The 20,025-nt window shown below is 55.3% G+C and carries 24 protein-coding genes; 20 read left to right on the top strand and 4 right to left on the bottom strand.

Annotation, left to right across the window (positions count from 1 at the left end; all coding sequences use genetic code 11):
* Nucleotides 1-1,994: UvrD-helicase domain-containing protein (locus tag IPM39_27790; GenBank protein MBK8989819.1), on the top strand; the 1,994-nt coding region annotated here is incomplete at its 5' end.
* Nucleotides 1,995-2,347: 353 nt separating this feature from the next.
* Here IPM39_27790 and IPM39_27795 read toward each other — a convergent pair.
* Nucleotides 2,348-2,998: a hypothetical protein gene (locus IPM39_27795; protein ID MBK8989820.1), complete on the bottom strand. Its 651-nt coding sequence runs from the start codon at nucleotides 2,996-2,998 to the stop codon at nucleotides 2,348-2,350.
* Between the two features lie 367 nt (nucleotides 2,999-3,365).
* Here IPM39_27795 and IPM39_27800 point away from each other — a divergent pair, with 367 nt between their 5' ends.
* The 19 genes from IPM39_27800 to IPM39_27890 all read left to right on the top strand — a co-directional run bounded on the left by IPM39_27800 (nucleotide 3,366) and on the right by IPM39_27890 (nucleotide 18,452).
* Entirely contained in the window at nucleotides 3,366-3,770 is a 405-nt protein-coding gene (locus IPM39_27800) for a hypothetical protein (protein MBK8989821.1), read from the top strand.
* The gene (locus IPM39_27805) at nucleotides 3,770-4,162 is read left to right on the top strand and encodes a hypothetical protein (GenBank protein ID MBK8989822.1); all 393 of its coding nucleotides are present in this window, start codon (nucleotides 3,770-3,772) and stop codon (nucleotides 4,160-4,162) included. Before IPM39_27800 ends, IPM39_27805 begins: the two co-directional genes overlap by 1 nt.
* Nucleotides 4,163-4,235: 73 nt before the next feature.
* A complete protein-coding gene (locus IPM39_27810; protein MBK8989823.1) occupies nucleotides 4,236-4,454 on the top strand; it encodes a helix-turn-helix domain-containing protein in 219 nt (72 codons plus the stop codon).
* Between the two features lie 470 nt (nucleotides 4,455-4,924).
* Nucleotides 4,925-5,251 carry a hypothetical protein gene (locus IPM39_27815; protein ID MBK8989824.1) on the top strand — a complete coding sequence of 109 codons (327 nt, stop codon included), beginning with the start codon at nucleotides 4,925-4,927 and terminating at the stop codon, nucleotides 5,249-5,251.
* Between the two features lie 53 nt (nucleotides 5,252-5,304).
* The gene (locus IPM39_27820; GenBank protein MBK8989825.1) at nucleotides 5,305-7,617 is read left to right on the top strand and encodes a hypothetical protein; all 2,313 of its coding nucleotides are present in this window, start codon (nucleotides 5,305-5,307) and stop codon (nucleotides 7,615-7,617) included.
* 121 nt (nucleotides 7,618-7,738) lie between these two features.
* On the top strand, nucleotides 7,739-8,116 hold the full coding sequence (locus IPM39_27825) for a hypothetical protein (protein ID MBK8989826.1): 378 nt from the start codon (nucleotides 7,739-7,741) through the stop codon (nucleotides 8,114-8,116).
* A gap of 120 nt (nucleotides 8,117-8,236) precedes the next feature.
* Nucleotides 8,237-9,541, top strand: coding sequence for a hypothetical protein (locus IPM39_27830; protein ID MBK8989827.1), 1,305 nt, complete (start codon nucleotides 8,237-8,239; stop codon nucleotides 9,539-9,541).
* A gap of 368 nt (nucleotides 9,542-9,909) precedes the next feature.
* Entirely contained in the window at nucleotides 9,910-10,764 is an 855-nt protein-coding gene (locus IPM39_27835) for a ParA family protein (GenBank protein ID MBK8989828.1), read from the top strand.
* Nucleotides 10,757-11,107 carry a hypothetical protein gene (locus tag IPM39_27840; protein MBK8989829.1) on the top strand — a complete coding sequence of 117 codons (351 nt, stop codon included), beginning with the start codon at nucleotides 10,757-10,759 and terminating at the stop codon, nucleotides 11,105-11,107. The genes IPM39_27835 and IPM39_27840 overlap by 8 nt, the downstream gene beginning before the upstream one ends.
* Before the next feature lie 325 nt (nucleotides 11,108-11,432).
* Nucleotides 11,433-12,248, top strand: coding sequence for an ORF6C domain-containing protein (locus IPM39_27845; GenBank protein MBK8989830.1), 816 nt, complete (start codon nucleotides 11,433-11,435; stop codon nucleotides 12,246-12,248).
* 25 nt (nucleotides 12,249-12,273) lie between these two features.
* Nucleotides 12,274-12,519 (top strand): hypothetical protein, encoded by a 246-nt coding sequence (locus IPM39_27850; protein ID MBK8989831.1) that lies wholly within the window; start codon nucleotides 12,274-12,276, stop codon nucleotides 12,517-12,519.
* Nucleotides 12,520-12,738: 219 nt separating this feature from the next.
* Nucleotides 12,739-13,155, top strand: coding sequence for a hypothetical protein (locus tag IPM39_27855; GenBank protein MBK8989832.1), 417 nt, complete (start codon nucleotides 12,739-12,741; stop codon nucleotides 13,153-13,155).
* Nucleotides 13,156-13,171: 16 nt separating this feature from the next.
* Nucleotides 13,172-13,687, top strand: a complete 516-nt coding sequence (locus IPM39_27860) for a hypothetical protein (GenBank protein ID MBK8989833.1) — start codon at nucleotides 13,172-13,174, stop codon at nucleotides 13,685-13,687.
* A 4-nt stretch (nucleotides 13,688-13,691) separates the two neighbouring features.
* Entirely contained in the window at nucleotides 13,692-14,855 is a 1,164-nt protein-coding gene (locus IPM39_27865; GenBank protein ID MBK8989834.1) for a hypothetical protein, read from the top strand.
* Nucleotides 14,833-15,444 carry a hypothetical protein gene (locus IPM39_27870; protein MBK8989835.1) on the top strand — a complete coding sequence of 204 codons (612 nt, stop codon included), beginning with the start codon at nucleotides 14,833-14,835 and terminating at the stop codon, nucleotides 15,442-15,444. Before IPM39_27865 ends, IPM39_27870 begins: the two co-directional genes overlap by 23 nt.
* 329 nt (nucleotides 15,445-15,773) lie before the next feature.
* Entirely contained in the window at nucleotides 15,774-16,454 is a 681-nt protein-coding gene (locus IPM39_27875; GenBank protein ID MBK8989836.1) for a response regulator transcription factor, read from the top strand.
* A gap of 544 nt (nucleotides 16,455-16,998) precedes the next feature.
* Nucleotides 16,999-17,262 carry a hypothetical protein gene (locus IPM39_27880; GenBank protein ID MBK8989837.1) on the top strand — a complete coding sequence of 88 codons (264 nt, stop codon included), beginning with the start codon at nucleotides 16,999-17,001 and terminating at the stop codon, nucleotides 17,260-17,262.
* Nucleotides 17,263-17,367: 105 nt separating this feature from the next.
* Complete coding sequence (locus IPM39_27885; protein MBK8989838.1) at nucleotides 17,368-17,745, top strand: hypothetical protein; 378 nt, start codon at nucleotides 17,368-17,370, stop codon at nucleotides 17,743-17,745.
* A gap of 197 nt (nucleotides 17,746-17,942) precedes the next feature.
* Nucleotides 17,943-18,452 carry a ClbS/DfsB family four-helix bundle protein gene (locus IPM39_27890; GenBank protein MBK8989839.1) on the top strand — a complete coding sequence of 170 codons (510 nt, stop codon included), beginning with the start codon at nucleotides 17,943-17,945 and terminating at the stop codon, nucleotides 18,450-18,452.
* Nucleotides 18,453-18,521: 69 nt separating this feature from the next.
* Here the strand turns inward: IPM39_27890 and IPM39_27895 are convergent, their stop codons facing one another.
* The 3 genes from IPM39_27895 to IPM39_27905 all read right to left on the bottom strand — a co-directional run bounded on the left by IPM39_27895 (nucleotide 18,522) and on the right by IPM39_27905 (nucleotide 19,721).
* The gene (locus tag IPM39_27895) at nucleotides 18,522-18,845 is read right to left on the bottom strand and encodes a hypothetical protein (GenBank protein MBK8989840.1); all 324 of its coding nucleotides are present in this window, start codon (nucleotides 18,843-18,845) and stop codon (nucleotides 18,522-18,524) included.
* A gap of 422 nt (nucleotides 18,846-19,267) precedes the next feature.
* Nucleotides 19,268-19,537: a cold shock domain-containing protein gene (locus tag IPM39_27900; protein MBK8989841.1), complete on the bottom strand. Its 270-nt coding sequence runs from the start codon at nucleotides 19,535-19,537 to the stop codon at nucleotides 19,268-19,270.
* Nucleotides 19,500-19,721, bottom strand: coding sequence for a hypothetical protein (locus IPM39_27905; protein MBK8989842.1), 222 nt, complete (start codon nucleotides 19,719-19,721; stop codon nucleotides 19,500-19,502). The genes IPM39_27900 and IPM39_27905 overlap by 38 nt, the downstream gene beginning before the upstream one ends.
* Nucleotides 19,722-20,025 lie beyond the last annotated feature (304 nt).

The raw sequence follows: 20,025 nt of genomic DNA on the forward strand, positions 1-20,025 counted from the left end.
AAAAGATGAAAGGCTGGGATAACGTTTACCGTTACCGTTTGGGTGACTTTCGCTTGTTGTATGCAGCCTCAATAGAAGCGCGGATGATTCAACTGCTGGCGATTGGCCCGCGAGGGACTGTGTACAAGCGGTTCGATTTTCCCGGATGGGATGCGCCGGAAACGGCCGTGCAATTCGGCCCCGAATTGGCGGCGATACCAGAGTGGCAGCAGCACCCGGAATGGCTGCAACCCCCGCCACAAGAACCGGCCAAAGAAAAGCTGCCGCGCAAACTCACCCCGGCCCTGCTCACCAAATGGCTCATCGCTCCCCAATTCCACGAGCCGCTCATGCGCTGCCTCTACGAAGACGATCTGCTCACCGTGCCAGACCACAAAGTTCCGTTCGAGGTCTTGGGCCGGGTGATGGAGGCCCTCTATCCGGCCACCGTCGAACAGCTTGCCGCCCAACCCGATCAGGTCCTCTTCGACCCCGAAGACCTGGCCCGCTACGCCGAAGGCACACTGTCTGGCTTCCTGCTGCGGTTGGACCCGCAGCAAGCGCCGCTAACCCATTGGGCGCTGTCTGGCCCGGCGCTGGTGAAGGGTGGCCCTGGTTCCGGCAAATCCACCGTCGCCCTCTACCGCCTGCGCGAACTTGTCATCCATCACCGCGAACAAACGGGCGTAGTCCCCTCAGTCCTCTTTACCACCTACACCAACGCTCTCATCAACTCCAGCGAATCGCTGCTGCGCCAACTGCTGCGCGACGTGCTAAAGCTCAAGCCGGCCAGCAAACTGCCCAAAGAAATTCGCATCACCACCCTGCACAAAACGGCGCAGTGGATCGCTCACCGCAGCGGCGAAAAGTTTGAGATGGCCTCCGATTCGCAACGGCTGGAGGCGCTGCACGCCGCCCAGGCCAGCTTGCAGCCCAAAGAATTTGGCGACGCGGCCAAAATCGCCACAGCCAACGCCCTGACCGGACTGCGCGACGACTACCTGCTGACTGAATTCGACTGGGTGATTGAGGGCCAGAACTGCCGCAGCGAAACCGATTATCTGGCTGCCGGGCGTGTTGGACGGGGCATCCCTTTCTCTGCGGCGCGGCGCACGGCCGTCTGGCAGCTTTACATCGCCTACCGGGACACCCTGCTGGCTCAGGGGCGCTTCACCTGGGGCCACCTCACCCAAAAGGCGCTGGACGAAGTACAGTCGGGCGCATTCGCTAATCGCTGGGACTACGTGATTGTGGACGAAGCCCAAGACCTGCCCCCGGCTGCGCTGGCCCTGGCGGTGGAACTGTGCCGCACCCCGGCCGGCGTCTTCCTGACCGCCGACGCGAACCAATCGCTCTACAATCGCGGCTTCCGCTGGCGCAGCGTCCACGACAAGCTCAACGTCCAGGGACGCACGCGCATCTTGCCGCGCAACTACCGCAGCACCCGGCAGATCGCCGCCGCCGCCGCCGAAATCATGGCTCCCATACCCGATTTTGACGGCGAGGCGATGCAGCAAGAATACGTCCACGCCGGTATGCTGCCGGTCATCTACGGCGCGGCGGGCAGCGAAGACCAGGCGCGCTGGATAGCGGAGCAAATTTATCGGGCCGCACGCCATCTACGTCTGCCGGTGAACGCTGCCGCCGTGCTGGTGTACTCCAGCAGCGTCGGCGAGCCGCTGGCCCACGCGCTGAGCAATCATGGACTGCCCGCCCGATTCATGAACAGCAGCCAGTTCGATCTCGAAGAGCCGTGCATCAAAGTGACGACGCTGCACGCGGCAAAGGGGCTGGAATTCCCGATTGTGGTCGTGGCCCACGTGGAAGCGGGACGGCTGCCGCGAGAAACAGAAGCAGCGGACCCGGCAGAGGTTGCCGCCCACCTGGAGGAACAGCGGCGGCTGTTTTACGTTGGCTGCACGCGGGCGATGCGCCACCTGTTTGTGACCTATGACCGGCAGATTCCGTCGCCGTTCCTGGCGGATTTGTCGGCGGAGCGGTGGCAGTGGGGGTGAAGTGGGGAGTGGGGAGGGGAAACGGCCGTGTTGCTGTCGTGACCATGCCGCAAACGGCCGTGCACCACACGCTTCATGAGCGTGCCCAGGTCTTACGCCTGGGTTTAGGTGGTGATGAACCCCGCCAGCCGGTCGAGGTCCGCCTGGGTAATGGTGAATTGGGTTGTCCAGTAGGCGTCGCTGAGTATCTCTCGCCCAAAACCGCAGTTAAAACCACCGTTTCGGGCATCCGATGCCATAGCCCAGATTCGTAACATCTGATCCGTAGCAATCATTCCAAAGAGGTTACAATGTCTATGCGGCCCACCCCCACAAGTCAAGGCGATTTTATATCGGGTTAGTCATCCTCTTTCTTAATTTGTTTTCTCTGTGGCTGATCCCTGTTTCCCATCTTCGTTGATTGATAGGGTTATCAGAATGATAACGCCTTGTAGGATCAGGTAACTAACATATAGGTGTGTGTCAATTGCGTCATGTGTATCGGCTGTGCGTACAAGGATGCGAATAATGGCACGGTCCAATGCACGAGCGCGATCTAATGCGCGAGCCTTATCAATGGCAAGATCGCGACGTAAATCTTGTGCCAGTTTGTATGCAGTAGCTTGGTCACGGTCAGAAGGGCGCTTAAAGGATTGACCAAGATTAAATCTGACATTACTCAAGTGAAGACGATCAGGATCAAGAGCGAAAACTAAAGCGGAGGCAAGGTTTTGCGCCAGATCAAGATAACTTCCAGATATATCAAAAGTGTGGAGATTAGATTGGGTGCGAGTATTGAGGGCATAAGCAGCAACTCTTGCTTTATTCAGCATAGTAGCAAGGCTGAAATCGATGACAACAGCAAAACTAATGGCACGATCAAGATGAACTAACAATCGCTCGCAAGTAATGTCAGTAGCTTTGGATTGTTGCGTGGTATCAAAATGGTTATTGTTTGTCGTCAAGCCTGCCTCCTTATGGATTTGAGGATGATTTGTCACCCCTGTTTCTGTTTCATCTTCCATAGCTGCCTCCACTTTTGAAGCACGCAGTCTTATCTACAGAAAATCCAGTTTTGGGTGTTGCAGTAAGGCTGCATGTCTCATTCCTTAAGTGTGAGTCCGGTAACGGCCGTTTGGGTGACTGATTCAAGGATTCAATTGGTCTGTCAATAACTGCTTAGGCGCCACGTTGGTTTCTGGTTGGAACTCACACACTTTAAAAATAACATAAACAGGCTGGTCTGGCTAATCTAGTGGCAGTTCCAGCGGGTGTTTTCTACACGGGAGTGGATACGAAACGGCCGTTTCCCCTCCCCTACCCTTTCCACTATAATGGAAGCAGATTAGCAAGAGACAGTATTAGCGAACGCATAAGTTCGGGAGATAACCTATGTCTATGCTGCAAGCCTATCATGGCATTATTCGTAAGGGACGCATTCACATCACGTCACCAACTGAGTTGCCTCAAGAAGGCGAGGTTTATCTGTGGGTAACAGATCGGACGGGGCAAGAAACGGCCGTGCCGGATATTCTGTATACGAATCCAGACTATGCCGCTATGGAGCAAGAACAGGCAGCATACCACCGGATGCTGCCAGATCTGCTGCGTCAGTATAAAGGCCAATACGTCGCCGTTTACCACAGCGAGGTAATTGACCATGATCGGGATCAAACAGCCCTGGTCGTGCGATTGGACCAGACCCACCCTGATGATATTGTTCTGGTAAAGCTGGTGACAGACAAGCCGGATCGCGTATTGCGCATGCCTTCGCCACGCCTGGTGAGAGATGAATAATGCCCCTGACAAGCAGCCATTACGATAACCAGCAATATGATCCGGCTGCACCCGTCGTGGAGGTTGGTGTAGCGAAGCCCGGCAGTTCAGAGCCAGCCGTCCATCTTCTGGCCCTGATTGATTCCGGTGCTGACGCGACCATGTTCCCAATTGACGCGCTGCAAGCGGCCGGCGGACGGTATGTAGGAAGACGACAAATGCGTGGGATAACGGGGCGCCCTATTATCGTCGAGACATATCTGGTCAAACTATGCATTGGCCCCTTTGAGTTTCCCGGTGTCGAAGCAGTGGCGATGGCGCCAAACAGCGAAGCGCTGATTGGCCGCGATGTATTGAACCTGATGGTTGTTACTTTGAATGGCCTGGCCCACGTCGTTGAACTGTCACAGTAGAAAGCAAATAACGCCGAGCAAGACGCCTGAGCCCGATGGGAAATTGTGAAGTTTGAATTGTGAATTGTGAATTGTGAACGACACCGAAGACAAAACCCGCCTGATTTCCCTCCCCGAAGCTGCTGAACTGTATGGATTTGCTTCCAATTATTTGAACGAGCTTGCTAGAAAGGGGCGTTTACAAGCCCAAAAAGTTGGGGATCGGTGGATTACTACACCGCAGAGTGTGGAAGATTACATACAGAGTCGTCGTAAAAAAGGGGTTTATCGAGAAGACATCAAGCTAGATTGACTAATACGGGATATATCCCGTATAATGCTTGAAACCAAATAGTCTAAACGCGACGTGACCTGAGAGGTAGAATCTCTCAAGTCACGCCTAACCCAAGTCCTGCTGCAAACAGGCCGAGGGCTGGCGTTGATAATACCACAAACGATTTCGGATTTCCGATCACGGATTTCGGAATCGTCTCGGTATTGCCACTGACAGCACAAAGCCGCTCCTGAACAGGAACGGCTTTTTTTATCCCCCACCCTTCCGGGCTGGTGGATGAACGGCCGTTTTCTGCCTGCAAAGGCTGGGAAACGGCCGTTTTCTATTGCGGAGTGCGGATTGACGAGTGCGGATTAGGGAGCGACCCAATCCGAAATCCGAAATCCCAAATCCGCAATGGTCAGTGGGGCTATTCGGTTCACGGATGCCCGGCTTCAACCGGGTATCCGGTTTCTGTCAATCAGCAAACCAAACCGGAGGTAAGACCCATGAAATTCTTGCGTGTAACACACGGCAGCCACAACAACGACGCTTTCCGCCCCCTCTCTCCCGAAGCCTTCGCCTTCTGGCAGGAACACGGCGCAGTCATCGCCAACCTGCTGCGCCCGGAGACCCCCCTCCCCCTCTCGGCCATCGTCGAAGCCTACGCTGAATACCAATTAGCGCACCCGGAAGGCGGCGTGGACCTGGCCGTAGACGACGCCTATATCGCCTGGGTGCTGCTCAAGCTGGTGGAATACGGCCTGGCGACGGCCGTTCTGCCCAACGGCGCTTATCTACGCCCGCGCCGTCCCCGTTTTCAAGCGATTGTGTAATCCCGCATCTTCGCCATACTATGCGAAGTGATTCGCACCCCTGGAGTTTCTCAATGAAAAGCATCCTCCCTCTTCTCCTCGGCGCAACGGCCGTCCTCCTGCTGCTCATCCTTGCCGCGGCCGCCATCGCCGCCGATGACGCCATCAGCGCCTACGTCACCCTGAAAACCCGGCCGGAAAGCGTCACCGACATCATCATGCGCTCGCGGACCACCGCCAGCGCCGTGCCCCCGGAGCGGCAGAACGGCCAATGGCTGGGCGCCGGTCTGCTGGCGCCAGGCCAATCCCCCCTACCCGCCACAAGACCCGGGGTCCAATCCACACGCTTACCCGCCCACCCTGCCCACGCCGTTGACGCCGCCCACGCCGCGCACCGGGCAGCTACCTCCCTGGAACGACGAAGAATTCTAACCATGCACACGCATCAGGCCGCCCGCCCTCTTCTAGCTCTCTTTCTCGCTCTCGCTCTCACCCTGGCCGCCTGCGCCACGCCGCCGGGTTCGGGCGGCTACCAACCCGACCCCGGCCAGATGCTCAGTCAGGCGCAAACGGCCGTCGCCCGGGCCACCGGCACGCAGCAAGCGGCCGCCGCCGCCACCTACGAAGCCAACATGCGCGGCACGGCCGAAGCTGTCAGCCGCCAGCAGGCCACCGCCGAAGTGGTCACAGCCACAGCCGTCGCCGCCACGGCCACGCGGGCGGCCATCAACGCCGACCTGGAAGTGCGGGCCACCCAACTGGCGCTGGAAGCCATCGCCGGGCAGCAGACGCGCGAACATCAGGCCACGGCCGTCGCCCTGGAGCAGCTCGCCCAGGCCGAAGCGCTGCTGCTGCGCGACCACGAGGCCGAACTGGCCAACCGCCGCCGCCAGGAAACCATCGCCCTGCAGCGGCAGCAGGTGATGGTCTACGTCGCCCCCGTGCTCTGGTTCCTGGGGCTGGCCGGGCTGGTCTTCCTGGGCTGGCAGCTCATCCTCTGGCAAAGACAGCGCAATCGGGTGGTGGTGCAGAAGGTCAACGGCCGTGACGTGCCCTTCACCATCGGCGAGAACATCCGCGTCTTGCCCGGCCGCGTCCTGAGCGACAGCCTGGCTCTGCCGCCACCGACAGCGCCCAGCGAGACGGCCGTGCCTGTCGCCACCCACCCGGCCGATTGGTCCAAATTCATCGGCTGGAGCCGGCCGGTGGAACTGCCCCTGGGCGCGATTCTGGGCGACGGCCGTCGCCCGGCGCTCATCCTCGACCGCAACCGCCACCCCCACGTCCTGGCGGCGGGCACATCGGGCAGCGGCAAAAGCGTTGGCTTCGCCCTGCCCTACGTGTTGGGCATGTGGGGGCAGAACGCCCACGTCGTCGTCGTCAACGCCAAAGGGTCCGACTTCCACGCCTTCCAGAACCTGCCCAACGTCACCTTCTTCCCCAACCTGGAACCGCTGCGCCTCATCGAACCGCTGGCCGACTTTTTGGACATCATCCACCAGGAAGGGCTGCGCCGCGACGAAGTCCTGCGCCGCCACAACGCCGCCTCCTGGCGGCAGCTTCCCCCTGCCGCCGGGGAATCGGGCGAGATTCTGCTCTTCATTGACGAGTTCCTGACCCTGGTGAAGGCGGGCAGCCTGTGGAAGCTGCAAATCCGCCAGGAGCAGGGATACAGCCCCACCGAACGGCGTGAGCGCATGGCCCGCGTAGATTACCTGGTGGACCTGATGTGGGCCGGGCTGAACAACGTCGCCAGCGTCAACCGCAAACATGGCATCCACCTGGCCGTCACCATGACCGACCCGACCGAGAGCGTCCTCGGTCCCTACGGCATGGAGCTGCGCCGCCAATGCGTGCGGCTGGCCTTCCCGATGGAATCCGCGGCCGCCAGCCGCGCCTTCCTGGAAGTGGGCAAAGACGAAGGCTACCCGCGCGGCTCGGTGGGGCTGCCGGTGGGCCAGTTCATCGCCGCCTTCGCCGGGCAGATTGTCCAGGCGGCAACCTTCCACCCTTCGGCCGGTGACGTTCACCGCTTTGCCCAGGTGAAGCTGCCGGGCATACGGCCGTTCCCCCTACCCGACGCCATCACCCATGGCCTCGCCGACCCTGCCAGGATAGGGGAGGTCATTGACGGCGAGTACCGGGTGACACGACATAGCGCGGCCAATCCGGCGGACAGCCTGAGCGATGATACGCCGGAAAACGTGGGGTTGGAGACGGCGTGGGGCTTCATCGCGCCGCAGCAAATCCGGGACATCATCCGGCTGACACAAGCCGGGCGCAGCGGCCGGAGCATCGAAGAGGAAGTATTCGGCTATGCCGGTGGTGCGGCCTATCAACAGCGAAAATGGGTGTGCTACAGAATGGACCTGGAAGGGGAGTCATGAGGAGGACAGTCGCATTTAGTAGCGCCAGTAGCGCGCTACTACCTCCTGTAGCACCTTGTAGCACATTCAGTCGCGCGAGCCTGTTTAGTAGCAGTAGCAGTAGCAGAAAACGGAGGCATCCATGATCCAACAAAACGACGTATTGCCCGATGGTCCACAGCCAGGGCGGCCCATAAAGCCCTCCCCCACCCCCCGGTTGATGCTGGTGGCGGTGTTGGGATTGGTAGTCGTTGGGCTGCTGGTCATTCTTTCCGGCTGCGGCGACGTCTACATCGCCGCCAGCGAACATGGCGATGTTGCCGTGACAATTGAGCAGGCGCCTGAACCGCCGGAACCAGCCCCCCCAACGGCGCAACCGTCGGAAACTGAGCCGACGCCCAGCGACCACGTGGCCGAGATTGTGGCCGGTTTTTTTGTCAACACCTGGGGGGCGGTTCTCTTGCTGGCCCTATTGGCCTGGCTGTTGTTTCCTCCCGGCGACAGGGAGCGGTGGCGGTGAACCCCGCGCTGGGCGACGGGCAGCCGTTGGGCGGCAGGCCGCCGAAGGGCGGACCATCCGGTTGGTATCGCTCACTTCCCCTCCTTCCTACCGCCGCCGGGCTGACGGCCGTCTGTTCTCATGAAGGATAAGCTACAACCCCAGGGCCGGGAACAGGCTCCACCCGGCGACGCGCTGGCGGCGGCCAATGCTCGTCTGCTGGCGCTGCGGGCGGCGGTTCAGGCGAGCCGCGCCCCGTTACCCCCGGCAGACTCGGAGACAACGGCCGTTGCAGAACCAGACGCCGCCCCCTTGCGCCACCTGGCCGACCTGGTCGCCGTCCTACCGCCCCATCTTGGCTGGGGTAGCACGGCCGTTACCGCCCACCTGCGGCAATTGTCAGTGGCCAATGATCAAGGGGCAACGGGCAGCGAGGAAGAGAAGTCACCAACGGCTGCGCCAGTACCGGTGAGCAGAGAGACCCAATCCGAAATCCGAAATCCCAAATCGAAAATTCCTCTTCCCCCTGCCTTGGGATTGGCGCTGTTGCAGCAGCGGCGTGTGGCCGAGGGGCGGCTGTGGCTGCTGCTGCGGGCCTATGACCGAGATGGCCGTGGCTGGTGGGCGCGGACGGAGGTGACGGCTGTTTTTACCGACGAGAGCAGCCCGACCTGCTTCTGCACTCCCCGCTATCTGCGCCAGCTGTTGGCCCGGGGAGAGGGGCTGTTCTGGTGGCAGGACGCGGTGGGTAAGGTGTGGCTGCGGGGGCAGGCTAAAGTAGCCGCCGGCCTGGGGCTGCGGCGGTTGTCGGGGCGGATGGTGGAACTGCCGACCCCTATCCTGCTCCAGCCCATCGGCGACCTGCGCGCCCACCTATACGCCGCTTTCCACAGCGGCCGGGGCGAGGATGCCGGACCCATCAGCCGGGAGAGTCTGCGCGACCTAAGCGGCGCATCGCCACGGGCGCAGCAGGGATACGAGAAGCGGGCGGGGGTGCGCGTGCAGTCCTGCCTGGCCGTGGGCGGCGCAGTGGGCGGCGCAGCCGCTTCGGGCGCGGCGCTGCAAGAGTATGCCTGGCAGCATGGCCGGGCCACATTCACCTTTCACGATCGCCGCGGACGGCACGGCCGTATGGGGCAGGAACATCTGGCGCGCCAGCTCCCCAACCGGTATGCCGGCCCCCACTCTACCGGGCGCCGGTCGCATCGCCTGAACCGCCGACTGGCAGGCCTGTGTCAACAAGGGGACGCGGGGAACGGCCCTGGCGGCGGGCGCGAAGATGACCGAAGGGCGGACCGGCGGCGTTATTACACTGACGGCGCGGCGGCGGCGCAGGGCTGGCTGCGCGGCGGCGGGCAGGCGTGGGTCTACTGGCCAGGTCATCGTGTGGCGGCGGGAGTGATGTTCTGGTATGCGCTGCCGAAAGACGGCCGTCAGCAGGCATGATTGGCGTATGGTGGGCGGAACAAAGTTGCCGGGGTTAGAAGGGGATATAGGCTTTGCCGTTTGTTGTCGAACGGCCGTTGGCTTTCAGCTCATACCGTCACAGCCCTGCGCCAAGCGCTCCGAGGACGGCCGGTCGGCTTTGTTTTGTGCATCACCAATCGCGTGACTTTGTGACTTAGCGCAATTTCGCTTATTTCCCTCAAATTTGCCCGTAGGCGCATAGAACGTATTTTCCATCCTATCCCCCTACCCCACTGCGCTACGCGCGGCAGCGCGGAAATCTGAGATTTTGTAAACAATTGTGGACAAAGTAAACAAGTTGTGTACAATAGTATAATACTGTCTACAAACAACCTACGAGGTCTGTTATGAACACGAGAGTAATTGCAGTTGCTGACAATAAGGGTGGGGTGGGGAAGACCACAACGGCTGGCGTGCTGGCTGATGGATTGGCTCGGATGTGTCGCAAACATCGGCAAGGCGCTAATGTGCTTGTTGTCGATCTTGATCCCCAAGGTAATCAGGCTGACTTTTTTGGCGTGCGGAAAGATGTGCTGGCCGAAAAGTTATGCGTTGGTAATGTCTTGATGGAGCCGGGAGACCTTCAGCGTTTGCAGCATAATATCATTTCTTTAGATCGGGTGGATGAAGGATTGCCACGCCCGAATTTGTATTTGTTGCCAGCCAGTCGTAACCTGGAAGATGTGACTCAGGACCTTGTTGTGATGACAACCATGCGCACCGCCCGGCGCTCAGGTTTTAGCCTGGACACAGTATTGGCCGATGCGCTTGGCCCATTGTTGGGCCGTTTTGATTTTATCGTCTTAGATTGTCCGCCCAAGCTGGATACGCTTAAGCGGGCTGTTTATAATTTTGCCGATGAGGTGATCGTGCCGATCAAGGCGGATCATGTCAGCCTGGTGGGCGCCAGGCAGCACACTGATGATTTGTACGCCTTACAAAAAGAGGATTCACGCCGCTTTAAGGCCCGGGTTGCCCTTGTCGTTCCTACTATGATGTCCTCCCGGCAGGTGCTGGCCACACAGGTTGTGGAACAGATGCAAGCCTTTTATGGGCGGCATTTGGTTAGTGAGCCTGTGCCCGAAAGCGTCTATGTGAAGGAGGCGCCAGCGGCTGGCGGGCAAACGTTGTTTGAATATGCACCCAGTTCGGCCCCATCCAGAGCTTATGCAGAGATTGTAGAGAGAGTTTTCAATGGCTAGGAAAAAGTTTGACTTAGCGACATCAGAAGAAGCTCCGGCGCCGCCTGCGCGAAAAAAAAAGGAACTATTTGAAAATCCGCTGGAGCAGACTCGCTCGGGTCGTCAAAAAGCCTCCAAGGTAACAGGCCGTAAGACAGACGCTGCAGGCCGCGTGCGCAAAACCATCTTTCTCGACACCACAACCATTGACGAAATCGAAGCTCTGTCTGACTCGCACGGATATGGCAGAATGGATTTTTACGAGTGGTTGGTGTTGATGGGATTGCAGCAATTTGACAAGGGTGTACGCCCGGAGGTCGACGACGAACCTGTCGTCAGGGCCAAGATCAAAATTGATAGGTGACATCCAGTTCTGGCAGCCTGCCAATTAATTGTTTCTGGAGGCGTTGTACTTACACAGTAAGCTGGAGAAATTATGTGCCCGATCGCCAAGCTTTGATCGGCGAGGACAACAAGATTGGCAAAAAAGGAAGTCATTCGTTCCGTGAACATAACGTTCACGGTATCCGCTCGGATCTGCTGTTGCTGCTAAAATATGCCAACATCTAGAAGTATGCGTTTTTGTTTTTGGGTTAATCGAGGCATTTCGCGCGAGAATGAAGTCATTAACGATTGAGTGTGTGGTCGTAACAGCCACGCACTGATTTTTGCACCACAGTGAGGGATTCATGTCAGAAGAAAAAGGTTTGACAGTTGTTGAGCAAAAACAAGTAGATTTTTACGAAGATGAAGTTCTGGCTGTCCGCACCACGGATGGCTCTGTTTATATCCCTGTACGCCCTATTTGCGATCTATTGGGCGTGGATTGGTCAGCCCAGCGCCGACGTATAAATCGTGATCCGGTATTAAGCGAAGAAATGAAGAGCGTGGCAGTTACCACCACCGATTCGTATCGCACGATCAACCGGGAAGTATTGAGTTTGCCTCTGGACTATATCAGTGGTTTTCTATTTGGAATTGATGCGAGCCGGGTCAAGCCTGAATTACGGGAACGATTGATTCGCTATCAGCGCGAATGTTACAAAGTGTTGGCCGAAGCGTTCCAAGAAGGCCGGCTGACTACCGACCCCAGCTTCGACGACTTGCTCCAGCAGGCCAGTAGTGACGTGGTGGAAGCGTACCAGATAGCGCAGGCGATAATGAAGCTGGCTCGCAATCAAATTATGCTGGATGCGCGACTGGACGACCATGGGCGCACGTTGGCAGATTACGGCCGTCGCCTCGAAACTATCGAAGCCGATATGCACCAGGAAGACCGGTATATCAGCGAAGCCCAGGCAACGCAAATTAGTCAGGCGGTCAGGACCATTGCCATCGCCATGGGTAAGAAAACAGGGCGGAATGAATTTGGCGCGACCTGGGGCGAATTCTACCGAAAATTTGGCATCGCTAAATACCGGTATCTGCCCATATCGAAGTTTGAAGAAGCCCTGGCCTGGCTGAATGAGTTCTATCAAAGCTTAACCGGTGAGACACCTTTTTAGGTGCAGGGCAGGGGGTGACTTGCCTATGATTCAGCTTACTCCTATACAGCAAACCATCCTTGACGTCGTATGCCGTTATCCGGGGCGTTTCTCTCGCAGTGGTCTGGCTAAGATGTTGGTGGGGGCAAAATCATGGCAGGACGTGGATTTCCCTGATTATGGCCGTTTTTCTACCCATCGCCGCAAAGATATTGCCTGCCAGATTGATATTCTCCAGCAGCAGGGTTTTCTCATGCTCGACAGCCAGGCGCATTTAGCGACTCCTTCCTAAATATCTTCGTATAGTAAGGAGAATTTATTAGAAAAAGCAGCCCCTCATTTGACATGGTAGCGGCTTGCCGCTACCATTCTGATCGCTTTGCCCAAAGCTGAATAGTACCCAGGTACCCCTCAAATTTGCATCTCCCTCAATAAATAGATATACTATAGGTTATGAAACGTATTAAACGGTCTTTTTTCTTAACCTTTAGGCTATAAATGGAGTAACACGATGGCCTCGTCAGCAGAATTGGGCAGCGATTTCGCCCGGCGGTTAGATATATTATTCAAAACCGTTACCAAGCCGGATGGCAGTGAATATAGTTATGAAGATGTGCAGCATGGCACGGATAAGGCTGTCACGGCTGCCTACGTTTGGCGACTTCGCACCGGCAAAGCAACCAATCCAGGATACTGGATCATCAAAGCCTTGAGCGACTTCTTTGAAGTGGACCCCAATTATTTTTTTCAGGATGAAGAAAATGTCAAAACCATCATTGAAGAGCGGGTGAATACAGACCTGGCAGAACGCTTCCAGGACAGCTCCGTTCGCAATGTTGCCTTGCGCGCCAGTGAGTTAGATGAAGCTGGACGGCAGGCGATTTTAGGCATGATTGAGTACATCTTGCAGGGAAAAGAAACCAAATAAGGATGCCGCTTGGCCTATGAGTACAGAATCACGGATGAAAGCCGTATTGGATGAACTGGATTTCGACTTTAGCGAATTTACAATGGATGGTTTTGTCGCCTGGATTGAATCTCGCATCAGGCGGAAGATTCGCTTCAGGGCCTGGCCCATGCCGCCCGGTATGTTTGGCGTTTGGGTGTCTGATGCGGAGGAGCTTGTAGAGCATATCTTTTATGATGATACTGGCCCCTTGATACAGCAGGTCCATATCCAGCTGCACGAATTGAGCCACATTATCTGTTCTCACCCGACTGCGTGTCTGACCGGCTCTCAAATGCGGTCATTACTGCTCCAGTCCGCTGAAGACCCTACTGTGTTGAGTCATGTTTTACTCCGTGCGCCGGCAAAAGATGGGATTGAAGAAGAAGCTGAAATACTCGCTTCGCTCATCCAGCATCAGGTCATCAACAATAAGCGCATCAAGCAGTTGGCCATAACGGCCTCTTCCAACGATGATTTGTCAGACCACTTCAAATCTTTAGGACTGGTGTAGGCTGATGTGGGATAAAGCAGTTATTGCTGGCCTGGCCTGGTTCATCGCTGTCTACAAGTTTAACGCCATGCGGCGCGATGGTCAGTGGCGCACCGGCTCTGTCACATTTTATTATTGGGCTTTCTCCCTTTTCTTTGCCATTGGCCTCACATTTATGATCTGGCCTGTATCCCTCGCCTTTGACCGCTTTACCGGGTTACCCAATTTAGGTTGGCTCATCATCTACGCCTCTTTTTCGTTGGCGGTTTATTTTAGCAGCGCTGCTTGTTATCTGATCTTAAAACAGCCCCAACCGCGTTTTCTACCCTGGAGCTTGTTGGCTACGCTGGCCGTTCTGATTGCCGTTTACATCACTGGCATCGTAACACTGCCTGAGAAACCGGACCACACGATTCCCGAACAGGTGTCAGAGGTGATCTTCATGGAGACGATCTACATTTATGTGGCTGTTTCCTGCGCCATTCCCATGTTCACCTTTACGCGCTTGTTTTGGGGCGAGAAAATTGTTTCTGCCCGGCTTCGCTGGGCAGTGGGGATTGCTTTATCGTTGGCGGCAACGGCCGTTTTGCTCATAAAAATTGTCCTGACGCTGCTTGCTTTCCGCAACCCAAACACACCGGCCTTGGCGGCTTTGTACCCGCTGATTTCTATAGGCGTGGTGATCGTGGGCGTTTTGTTTCCCCTGGCGTTTTTACCCAACAGATGGTATCAGGCAGCGGCACGGCCGTTTGAGTTTGTGGGAAAGGTAGCCGCTATGTTCGAACTCAGAGCGCTGCAAAAGCGGCTGAACACACTTTGCCCGCCGGTGATCGAAGACAAACTTACCTGGCGTGAAACCCTCCATGACCTGGATTTTTACCTTTATCGCGCGGTCATTGCCATTCTGGATGCCAAACAAACATTGGCTGGTTATGCAGGTATCACCAACGATTTAGCGGTGCAGCCTGTCACGGTGGCGCACAAGGCCGGTAAAACCCCACCCGCCTGGAGTGAGCAGAAATTGCAGCAGGCGCGCCTGCTGCACCAGGAATTACAAAAGGCGGATGATGAAGCGGATTTTGCCCAGATGGTGCAATCCTATCGCAAAATAAGCCGTGTCGTGGCCTGGAAAATACGGCCGTATGCCAAACATGGAGGTGGCGCCATTGACTACGCCTATCAACGTTGAGCCATCCGCCCAGGATCGTCTGGCCCGTTTATTATCCAATCTATTTCACCCCTTCCTGGTATCCGTGTTAACGCTGGTGTTAGTGATTTATCTGGATGGCGCAGCGCTGCTGGACGCGATTAAATGGACGGTTATGGGCTTTAGCATTGTCATTTTGCCACTGGCTGTCTATTTGATCATCAATGTCCGCCGCGGCCGTTACAGTGACTGGAGTATCTCGATCCGGGAGCAGCGTCAAACCATCTACCTTTTGGCCGGTGTTTGTTTTGTGATTTTGGTGCTTGCCTTCATCTGGGCCGACGCACCGCCAATTGCCCTGGCCTGCCTGTATGCTGCGCTGCCCACTGTGGCTATTGCGGCCGTAATCAATCGGCTGGTGACGAAAATAAGCCTTCATGCGGTGGCGATGGCCGGGTGCGCGGCTGCGTTGTACTGGGTGTCGCCGCCGTTGGGGGTACTTTTGGCGTTGGCGGGTATTGGAGTCAGTTGGGCGCGGATGCGCTTGAAACACCATACGCTGGCACAAATCCTGTTGGGGTGGGGGGCAGCCGCCGGCAGTGTATTTGTCGTCTTTAGTGTGTATTTGTAATGACAAGGAAGGATAGCCCATGATGAGGCCATAAAAAGAAAAGCCGCTGCCAGTATGGGGATACCGTCAGCGGCCTTCAAACAACGTCTTAAACATTGCCGAAGCAACATCTTACGTTGCTGCAACGTCTTGCGTTGCCCACCGGGGTTAGCGGTGCATCTAATTCAAGCAGTATTATAGACAGTTTTTCTCGTCTTACCAATTCTCCCGGTGCAGGTGTACAAAGTACGTTTGTTGTATTGATATGTCTTTATTCAGGCGCAACGGCCGTTGGCGTCTCCTGCCGCTCGCCAGATTCAGGATAGCTGGAGGAATGTGAAGCGATGAAAATGATTCGAAAAATCCGGGTGGTGATCATTGATGACCAGGAAGTGGCGCGCATCGGGGTGCGAGCGGCCCTTGAAAACGACGGCCAGATTGAAATTGTGGCCGAAGGGGCGACGGAGGCCGAGGCGCTCCAACTGGCCCGTGAACATCATCCAGACGTTGTGCTGCTTGGCCTCAATACCATCAAGAGCGAGAAACCATCTGGCATAGTTTTGTCTGCCTGCAACACGATCCGGGGATTGGTGCAAACCTGCCAAACCAACATCCTCGTTCTGTCCCGGTATGCCCACAAAGTGCTGGTGCGGGCCGTGATACGCGCCGGTGCCAGCGGTTTTATGCTCAAAGATGAAGCGATGAATTCCTGTGCGGTATTGACGCAGGCGATTGTCGATATTGCCCGCAAAGGGAAGCTGCTTTTGAGTCCGGCGCTTCACGAGAAATTATACCCGTATGGGTTGGCGCTGGAGGACATACCCCAACTAACAGAACGGCGCATTCAAATCATGCAGACGGTAGCCGATAACCCCCAACTAACATTGGCCGAGGTTGCTGATCTGTTAAACATTGCCGAATCCACCCTGCGCAACAACCTGAGCGCAATCTCCCGTGCCCTGGATACACCCAATTCAAGCGGCGCGATGATTGAGTGCCTGCGATTGGGATTGGTACGGCTGGACGCATGACACCGCTGTAGCCGTCATCCGGTTCAAATTTCATCCTGCGGCCGCTTTCCCCATCCCCTCGCCAAACTTCACCCTTGGCGAACAATTCAATCAACGTGGTCACCTTTTTGCCTAAGGCGTTGGCGGCCGTTTTGCCGCCAGTTCCCTCATCATCGTGCGCGATTTACAGCTTCATAGCCGCCGGAAACTACAACTCCAACCATGTCCCGAATGTGGCGTTTATTACCTTTACCGAAGCGATTATGAAATTCTGGTCAACGGCAGCGAAGATGAAGAATTTTGGACGCGCCTGAACGAGGAACAAGCGGTCGAATACTTGAATCGGCCGCTGACAAAATCGTGAATTGCGTCGCTGATATGACTTTGACACGTTGTCCATCAATTGATAATTTGAGCGATGAACAAATCTGTTTGTGGGCTTATCCCTGCTGCTGATTCAAACATTTGAAAGCACGAGGCGGATCACCATGAAGTGAAGTTCGCCCCGGAGCCCGATGCACAGACCCCCGCGCTGCTGGCCTATGTTCGTTACGCAAACCCGTCAATGGGCGAAGTCAGTGAAATCACCCAATCTATTGCGTTGTCCGAATTTGCGCCCGCGTTCACACAGGCCACACCGCGCTTTCAACTAAGCGCCATCGTCGCCGAATATGCCGAGATTTTACGCTGCAGCTATTGGGCGAAGGACAATTCTCTAGGTAATATCGTCACTGAGGCACGACGAATAGCAGAATATCTACCGGGTGACGCCGATGTGCAAGAGTTCGCCAACCTGGTTATGCAGGCAGCCAATTTGAGCGCCGAGTAGACTTATCCGGGCAATAGGGACAAATGGCGAATTTGTCCCTATTGCCCGCCCGAAAACGCAGTGGATCGCCGTTCCATTCATCGCCCCCTATATGAAAAGGATATAATGCGGAAGCAAACCAATCCCTCTCTGATTTTGAGTATCCTGGGCATTACAATTGCCCTCATCCAGATATTTGACATCGTCATTCATGCGACTACCAATCAGCTTGAACCGCTGCGCGTCATTGCCAACGTCGTTATCCTTCTCTGGTTAGCGGGCGTGGCGTCCGGTAGATTAAAGGCGAGGTTTCAGCCAACGGCCGTTGTTGCCAGCTGCGCCTATCTCGTTCTTAACCTGATTTTCCTGGCCCGTGAGGGCATCAGGAATCCCGAACAAGGCGGGGAGTTACGGATCCTGCTTTTCATCTTGATGTTCCTGACGGTGACTTTGTCGTTTATACTGACCTATTCATATGAGCACTTGCGTTACAAGAAACGGTAGATGGTCAGCGTTTAGTGTGCGACGTTGGGTAACGGCCGTTTTATAACAACCTGCTCGTCAAACGCCACCCAAAACATGGCCTGCAAAAACTATCCATTCCGCAGATTGGCGCAATTTTCTAGCGTGACAGAGTTGTGTTCGTTTATATGGAGTAGTTATCCTGTCTGGTAAACGCTCTTGAGAATTGGAGGTCCGCTATGGACGAAAAACAACAAATCCTGACGGCCCTGCGTGAGGAATTGAGTCGTTGGGAAATCATGCTATCTGGCCTGAGCGAAGAACAGATCATCAAACGACAACTTCCTTCTGAGTTATCTATCAAAGATGTCATCGGCCACTTGAGAGCATGGCACCAAGTCTCCATCGCTCGTCTGGAAGCGGCTCAACACAACCATGAACCAGCCTATCCTGATTGGCTGGGTGGGTTAGACCCTGAATCAGAGGAGTATATAGAGCAGTTTAACGCTCGCATTCATGAAATCTACCGCCAACAGCCCTGGTCACAGGTGCATCAAGATTGGCAAGAAGGTTTTCTCCGACTCCTGACGTTAGGCGAGGCGATCCCGGAGAAAGACCTGTTCGACACGGAGAAATATCCCTGGCTGAAAGGTTACGCACTCGTTGACGTGTTGCAAGGTTCCTACGAACATCACCACATTGATCACCTTGAACCCATCCTTGCCTGGTTTCGTCAACAGGGAACGTGAAGCTAATCGGGTTCCACAAAATAGAGTGAACATCGTCTCACCCAACAGCAGGTGAAACGAAGCGATCTATCATTGCCTTCCACACTCTAACCCAACATCAAAACCGGCATGAGTAATATATTGGGTGGCCCATATCCTGTTCGGCGGCTGGAACGTAGCGGTAATCCACCGGAAGTTTGTGAATGAAACTTCCTGGATTTGAGATTTGTAAGCCCATGTTCCGGTCGCAATCCCGGCTCCAGGGGGATCATAAGCGTAGAGGCTGCTCCCATCGGGATGCAGAATAATGATTTCTGATGCCCAAATCAGGCCAAATTCGATTTCATAAGGCATTTTCGGAATAATAGATAAGCCTTCAATGCGAAAATGCCTCAAGCGAATTCCGAAATACATCGAATTTTCACTCGATTATTTCTCGGAATTCGCCTAACAGAATATGTCCCAGAAAGCGAGACTTAGGTTCCATAGATGGCTGGCAAAAATATAGCTTCTGAATCTTGGTCAAGAACTTGTGGCGCATTGGCAACTTCAATGAAGGCTAGACTTCGGAAAACCGTCAGGAGCGACGTTATAGATAATGCACCCACTACAATTAACCAACCAAAGCGATTCATGCAATGACTCTCGGCCAAATACGAAAGTCGTCATATTTGGGACGTTAGATTCTGCCAATTAGAACCAGAAAGACAACCAACCCAATATGACCTGTTTCATATGACAGGAACTCAAACCATTCCAAAAAATGTACCTGTCAACACCTGTACGGCGCGAACAGAATCAATTCAGCAGTGCTACGGATTGCGAACGCTCACTGCTCACGCTCGGTGCAACACCTTTACGTCATCCGCCTGCGGTCCTTTGCCTCTGTCCACAACCAGATATGACACCTTATCACCTTCGGACAGATCCCGGTATCCATCCCCCTTAATGGCCGAGTAATGCACAAACACCTCGCTCCCGTCATCCGACGCGATAAACCCATAACCTTTCAACCGGCTGAACCATTTCACTACTCCCGTTAACCGCTGGCTGTCATCGCCATCGGCGTCAGTCTCCGCACCGTCCTTCCCTAATATTTGTCCCATCGTTGCATCTCCTTGCATAGACGAAAATATAATAATCCATTTCTTGTTGCGTTGTTTTTGTTTCAAAAAATGGGCGAGGTATTTTTTGCTTCAAAAAACCATATCCAACTGCCACGATGAAACGGCCGTCGCCGCTCACCGGGTCGCCGGCAATATAGGGGTTGGTAGGCTTGGTGGTAGACATCTAATACTCAATCGCCTGTAAACAAAGGTATGGCTGGCCTGGAGAAGACTCTCCGATTTCTATAAATCGTACTCAATATAGCTCAGTTAGTATTTTACCTGGAGATGGTGCGTATTCTGGTACATTTATACTGTTTGTCAGTAGAAATATACTCTGGAGCGAAACGAAAAGATGCGTAAGATTGTAACTCATTGCACATATGAACGTTTGGCTGCCAGCCGCAGCTAGGCGTCTCACAAAAGTATCTGGGCCATTGGATGTCAGGCAGTTAAATTTCAAATTGCTAAGTCTATGATACCGTAAG

The sequence above is a fragment of the Candidatus Leptovillus gracilis genome (assembly GCA_016716065.1).
Lineage (GTDB): Bacteria > Chloroflexota > Anaerolineae > Promineifilales > Promineifilaceae > Leptovillus > Leptovillus gracilis.

Excerpts from the sequence above, each read along its gene's own strand:
- IPM39_27795 (MBK8989820.1), bottom strand. The coding sequence starts at position 2,998 with ATGGAAGATGAAACAGAAACAGGGGTGACAAATCATCCTCAAATCCAT.
- IPM39_27800 (MBK8989821.1), top strand. The coding sequence starts at position 3,366 with ATGTCTATGCTGCAAGCCTATCATGGCATTATTCGTAAGGGACGCATT.
- IPM39_27805 (MBK8989822.1), top strand. The coding sequence starts at position 3,770 with ATGCCCCTGACAAGCAGCCATTACGATAACCAGCAATATGATCCGGCT.
- IPM39_27815 (MBK8989824.1), top strand. The coding sequence starts at position 4,925 with ATGAAATTCTTGCGTGTAACACACGGCAGCCACAACAACGACGCTTTC.
- IPM39_27820 (MBK8989825.1), top strand. The coding sequence starts at position 5,305 with ATGAAAAGCATCCTCCCTCTTCTCCTCGGCGCAACGGCCGTCCTCCTG.
- IPM39_27825 (MBK8989826.1), top strand. The coding sequence starts at position 7,739 with ATGATCCAACAAAACGACGTATTGCCCGATGGTCCACAGCCAGGGCGG.
- IPM39_27830 (MBK8989827.1), top strand. The coding sequence starts at position 8,237 with ATGAAGGATAAGCTACAACCCCAGGGCCGGGAACAGGCTCCACCCGGC.
- IPM39_27835 (MBK8989828.1), top strand. The coding sequence starts at position 9,910 with ATGAACACGAGAGTAATTGCAGTTGCTGACAATAAGGGTGGGGTGGGG.
- IPM39_27840 (MBK8989829.1), top strand. The coding sequence starts at position 10,757 with ATGGCTAGGAAAAAGTTTGACTTAGCGACATCAGAAGAAGCTCCGGCG.
- IPM39_27845 (MBK8989830.1), top strand. The coding sequence starts at position 11,433 with ATGTCAGAAGAAAAAGGTTTGACAGTTGTTGAGCAAAAACAAGTAGAT.
- IPM39_27850 (MBK8989831.1), top strand. The coding sequence starts at position 12,274 with ATGATTCAGCTTACTCCTATACAGCAAACCATCCTTGACGTCGTATGC.
- IPM39_27855 (MBK8989832.1), top strand. The coding sequence starts at position 12,739 with ATGGCCTCGTCAGCAGAATTGGGCAGCGATTTCGCCCGGCGGTTAGAT.
- IPM39_27860 (MBK8989833.1), top strand. The coding sequence starts at position 13,172 with ATGAGTACAGAATCACGGATGAAAGCCGTATTGGATGAACTGGATTTC.
- IPM39_27865 (MBK8989834.1), top strand. The coding sequence starts at position 13,692 with ATGTGGGATAAAGCAGTTATTGCTGGCCTGGCCTGGTTCATCGCTGTC.
- IPM39_27875 (MBK8989836.1), top strand. The coding sequence starts at position 15,774 with ATGATTCGAAAAATCCGGGTGGTGATCATTGATGACCAGGAAGTGGCG.
- IPM39_27880 (MBK8989837.1), top strand. The coding sequence starts at position 16,999 with ATGGGCGAAGTCAGTGAAATCACCCAATCTATTGCGTTGTCCGAATTT.
- IPM39_27885 (MBK8989838.1), top strand. The coding sequence starts at position 17,368 with ATGCGGAAGCAAACCAATCCCTCTCTGATTTTGAGTATCCTGGGCATT.
- IPM39_27890 (MBK8989839.1), top strand. The coding sequence starts at position 17,943 with ATGGACGAAAAACAACAAATCCTGACGGCCCTGCGTGAGGAATTGAGT.
- IPM39_27895 (MBK8989840.1), bottom strand. The coding sequence starts at position 18,845 with ATGTATTTCGGAATTCGCTTGAGGCATTTTCGCATTGAAGGCTTATCT.
- IPM39_27900 (MBK8989841.1), bottom strand. The coding sequence starts at position 19,537 with ATGGGACAAATATTAGGGAAGGACGGTGCGGAGACTGACGCCGATGGC.
- IPM39_27905 (MBK8989842.1), bottom strand. The coding sequence starts at position 19,721 with ATGTCTACCACCAAGCCTACCAACCCCTATATTGCCGGCGACCCGGTG.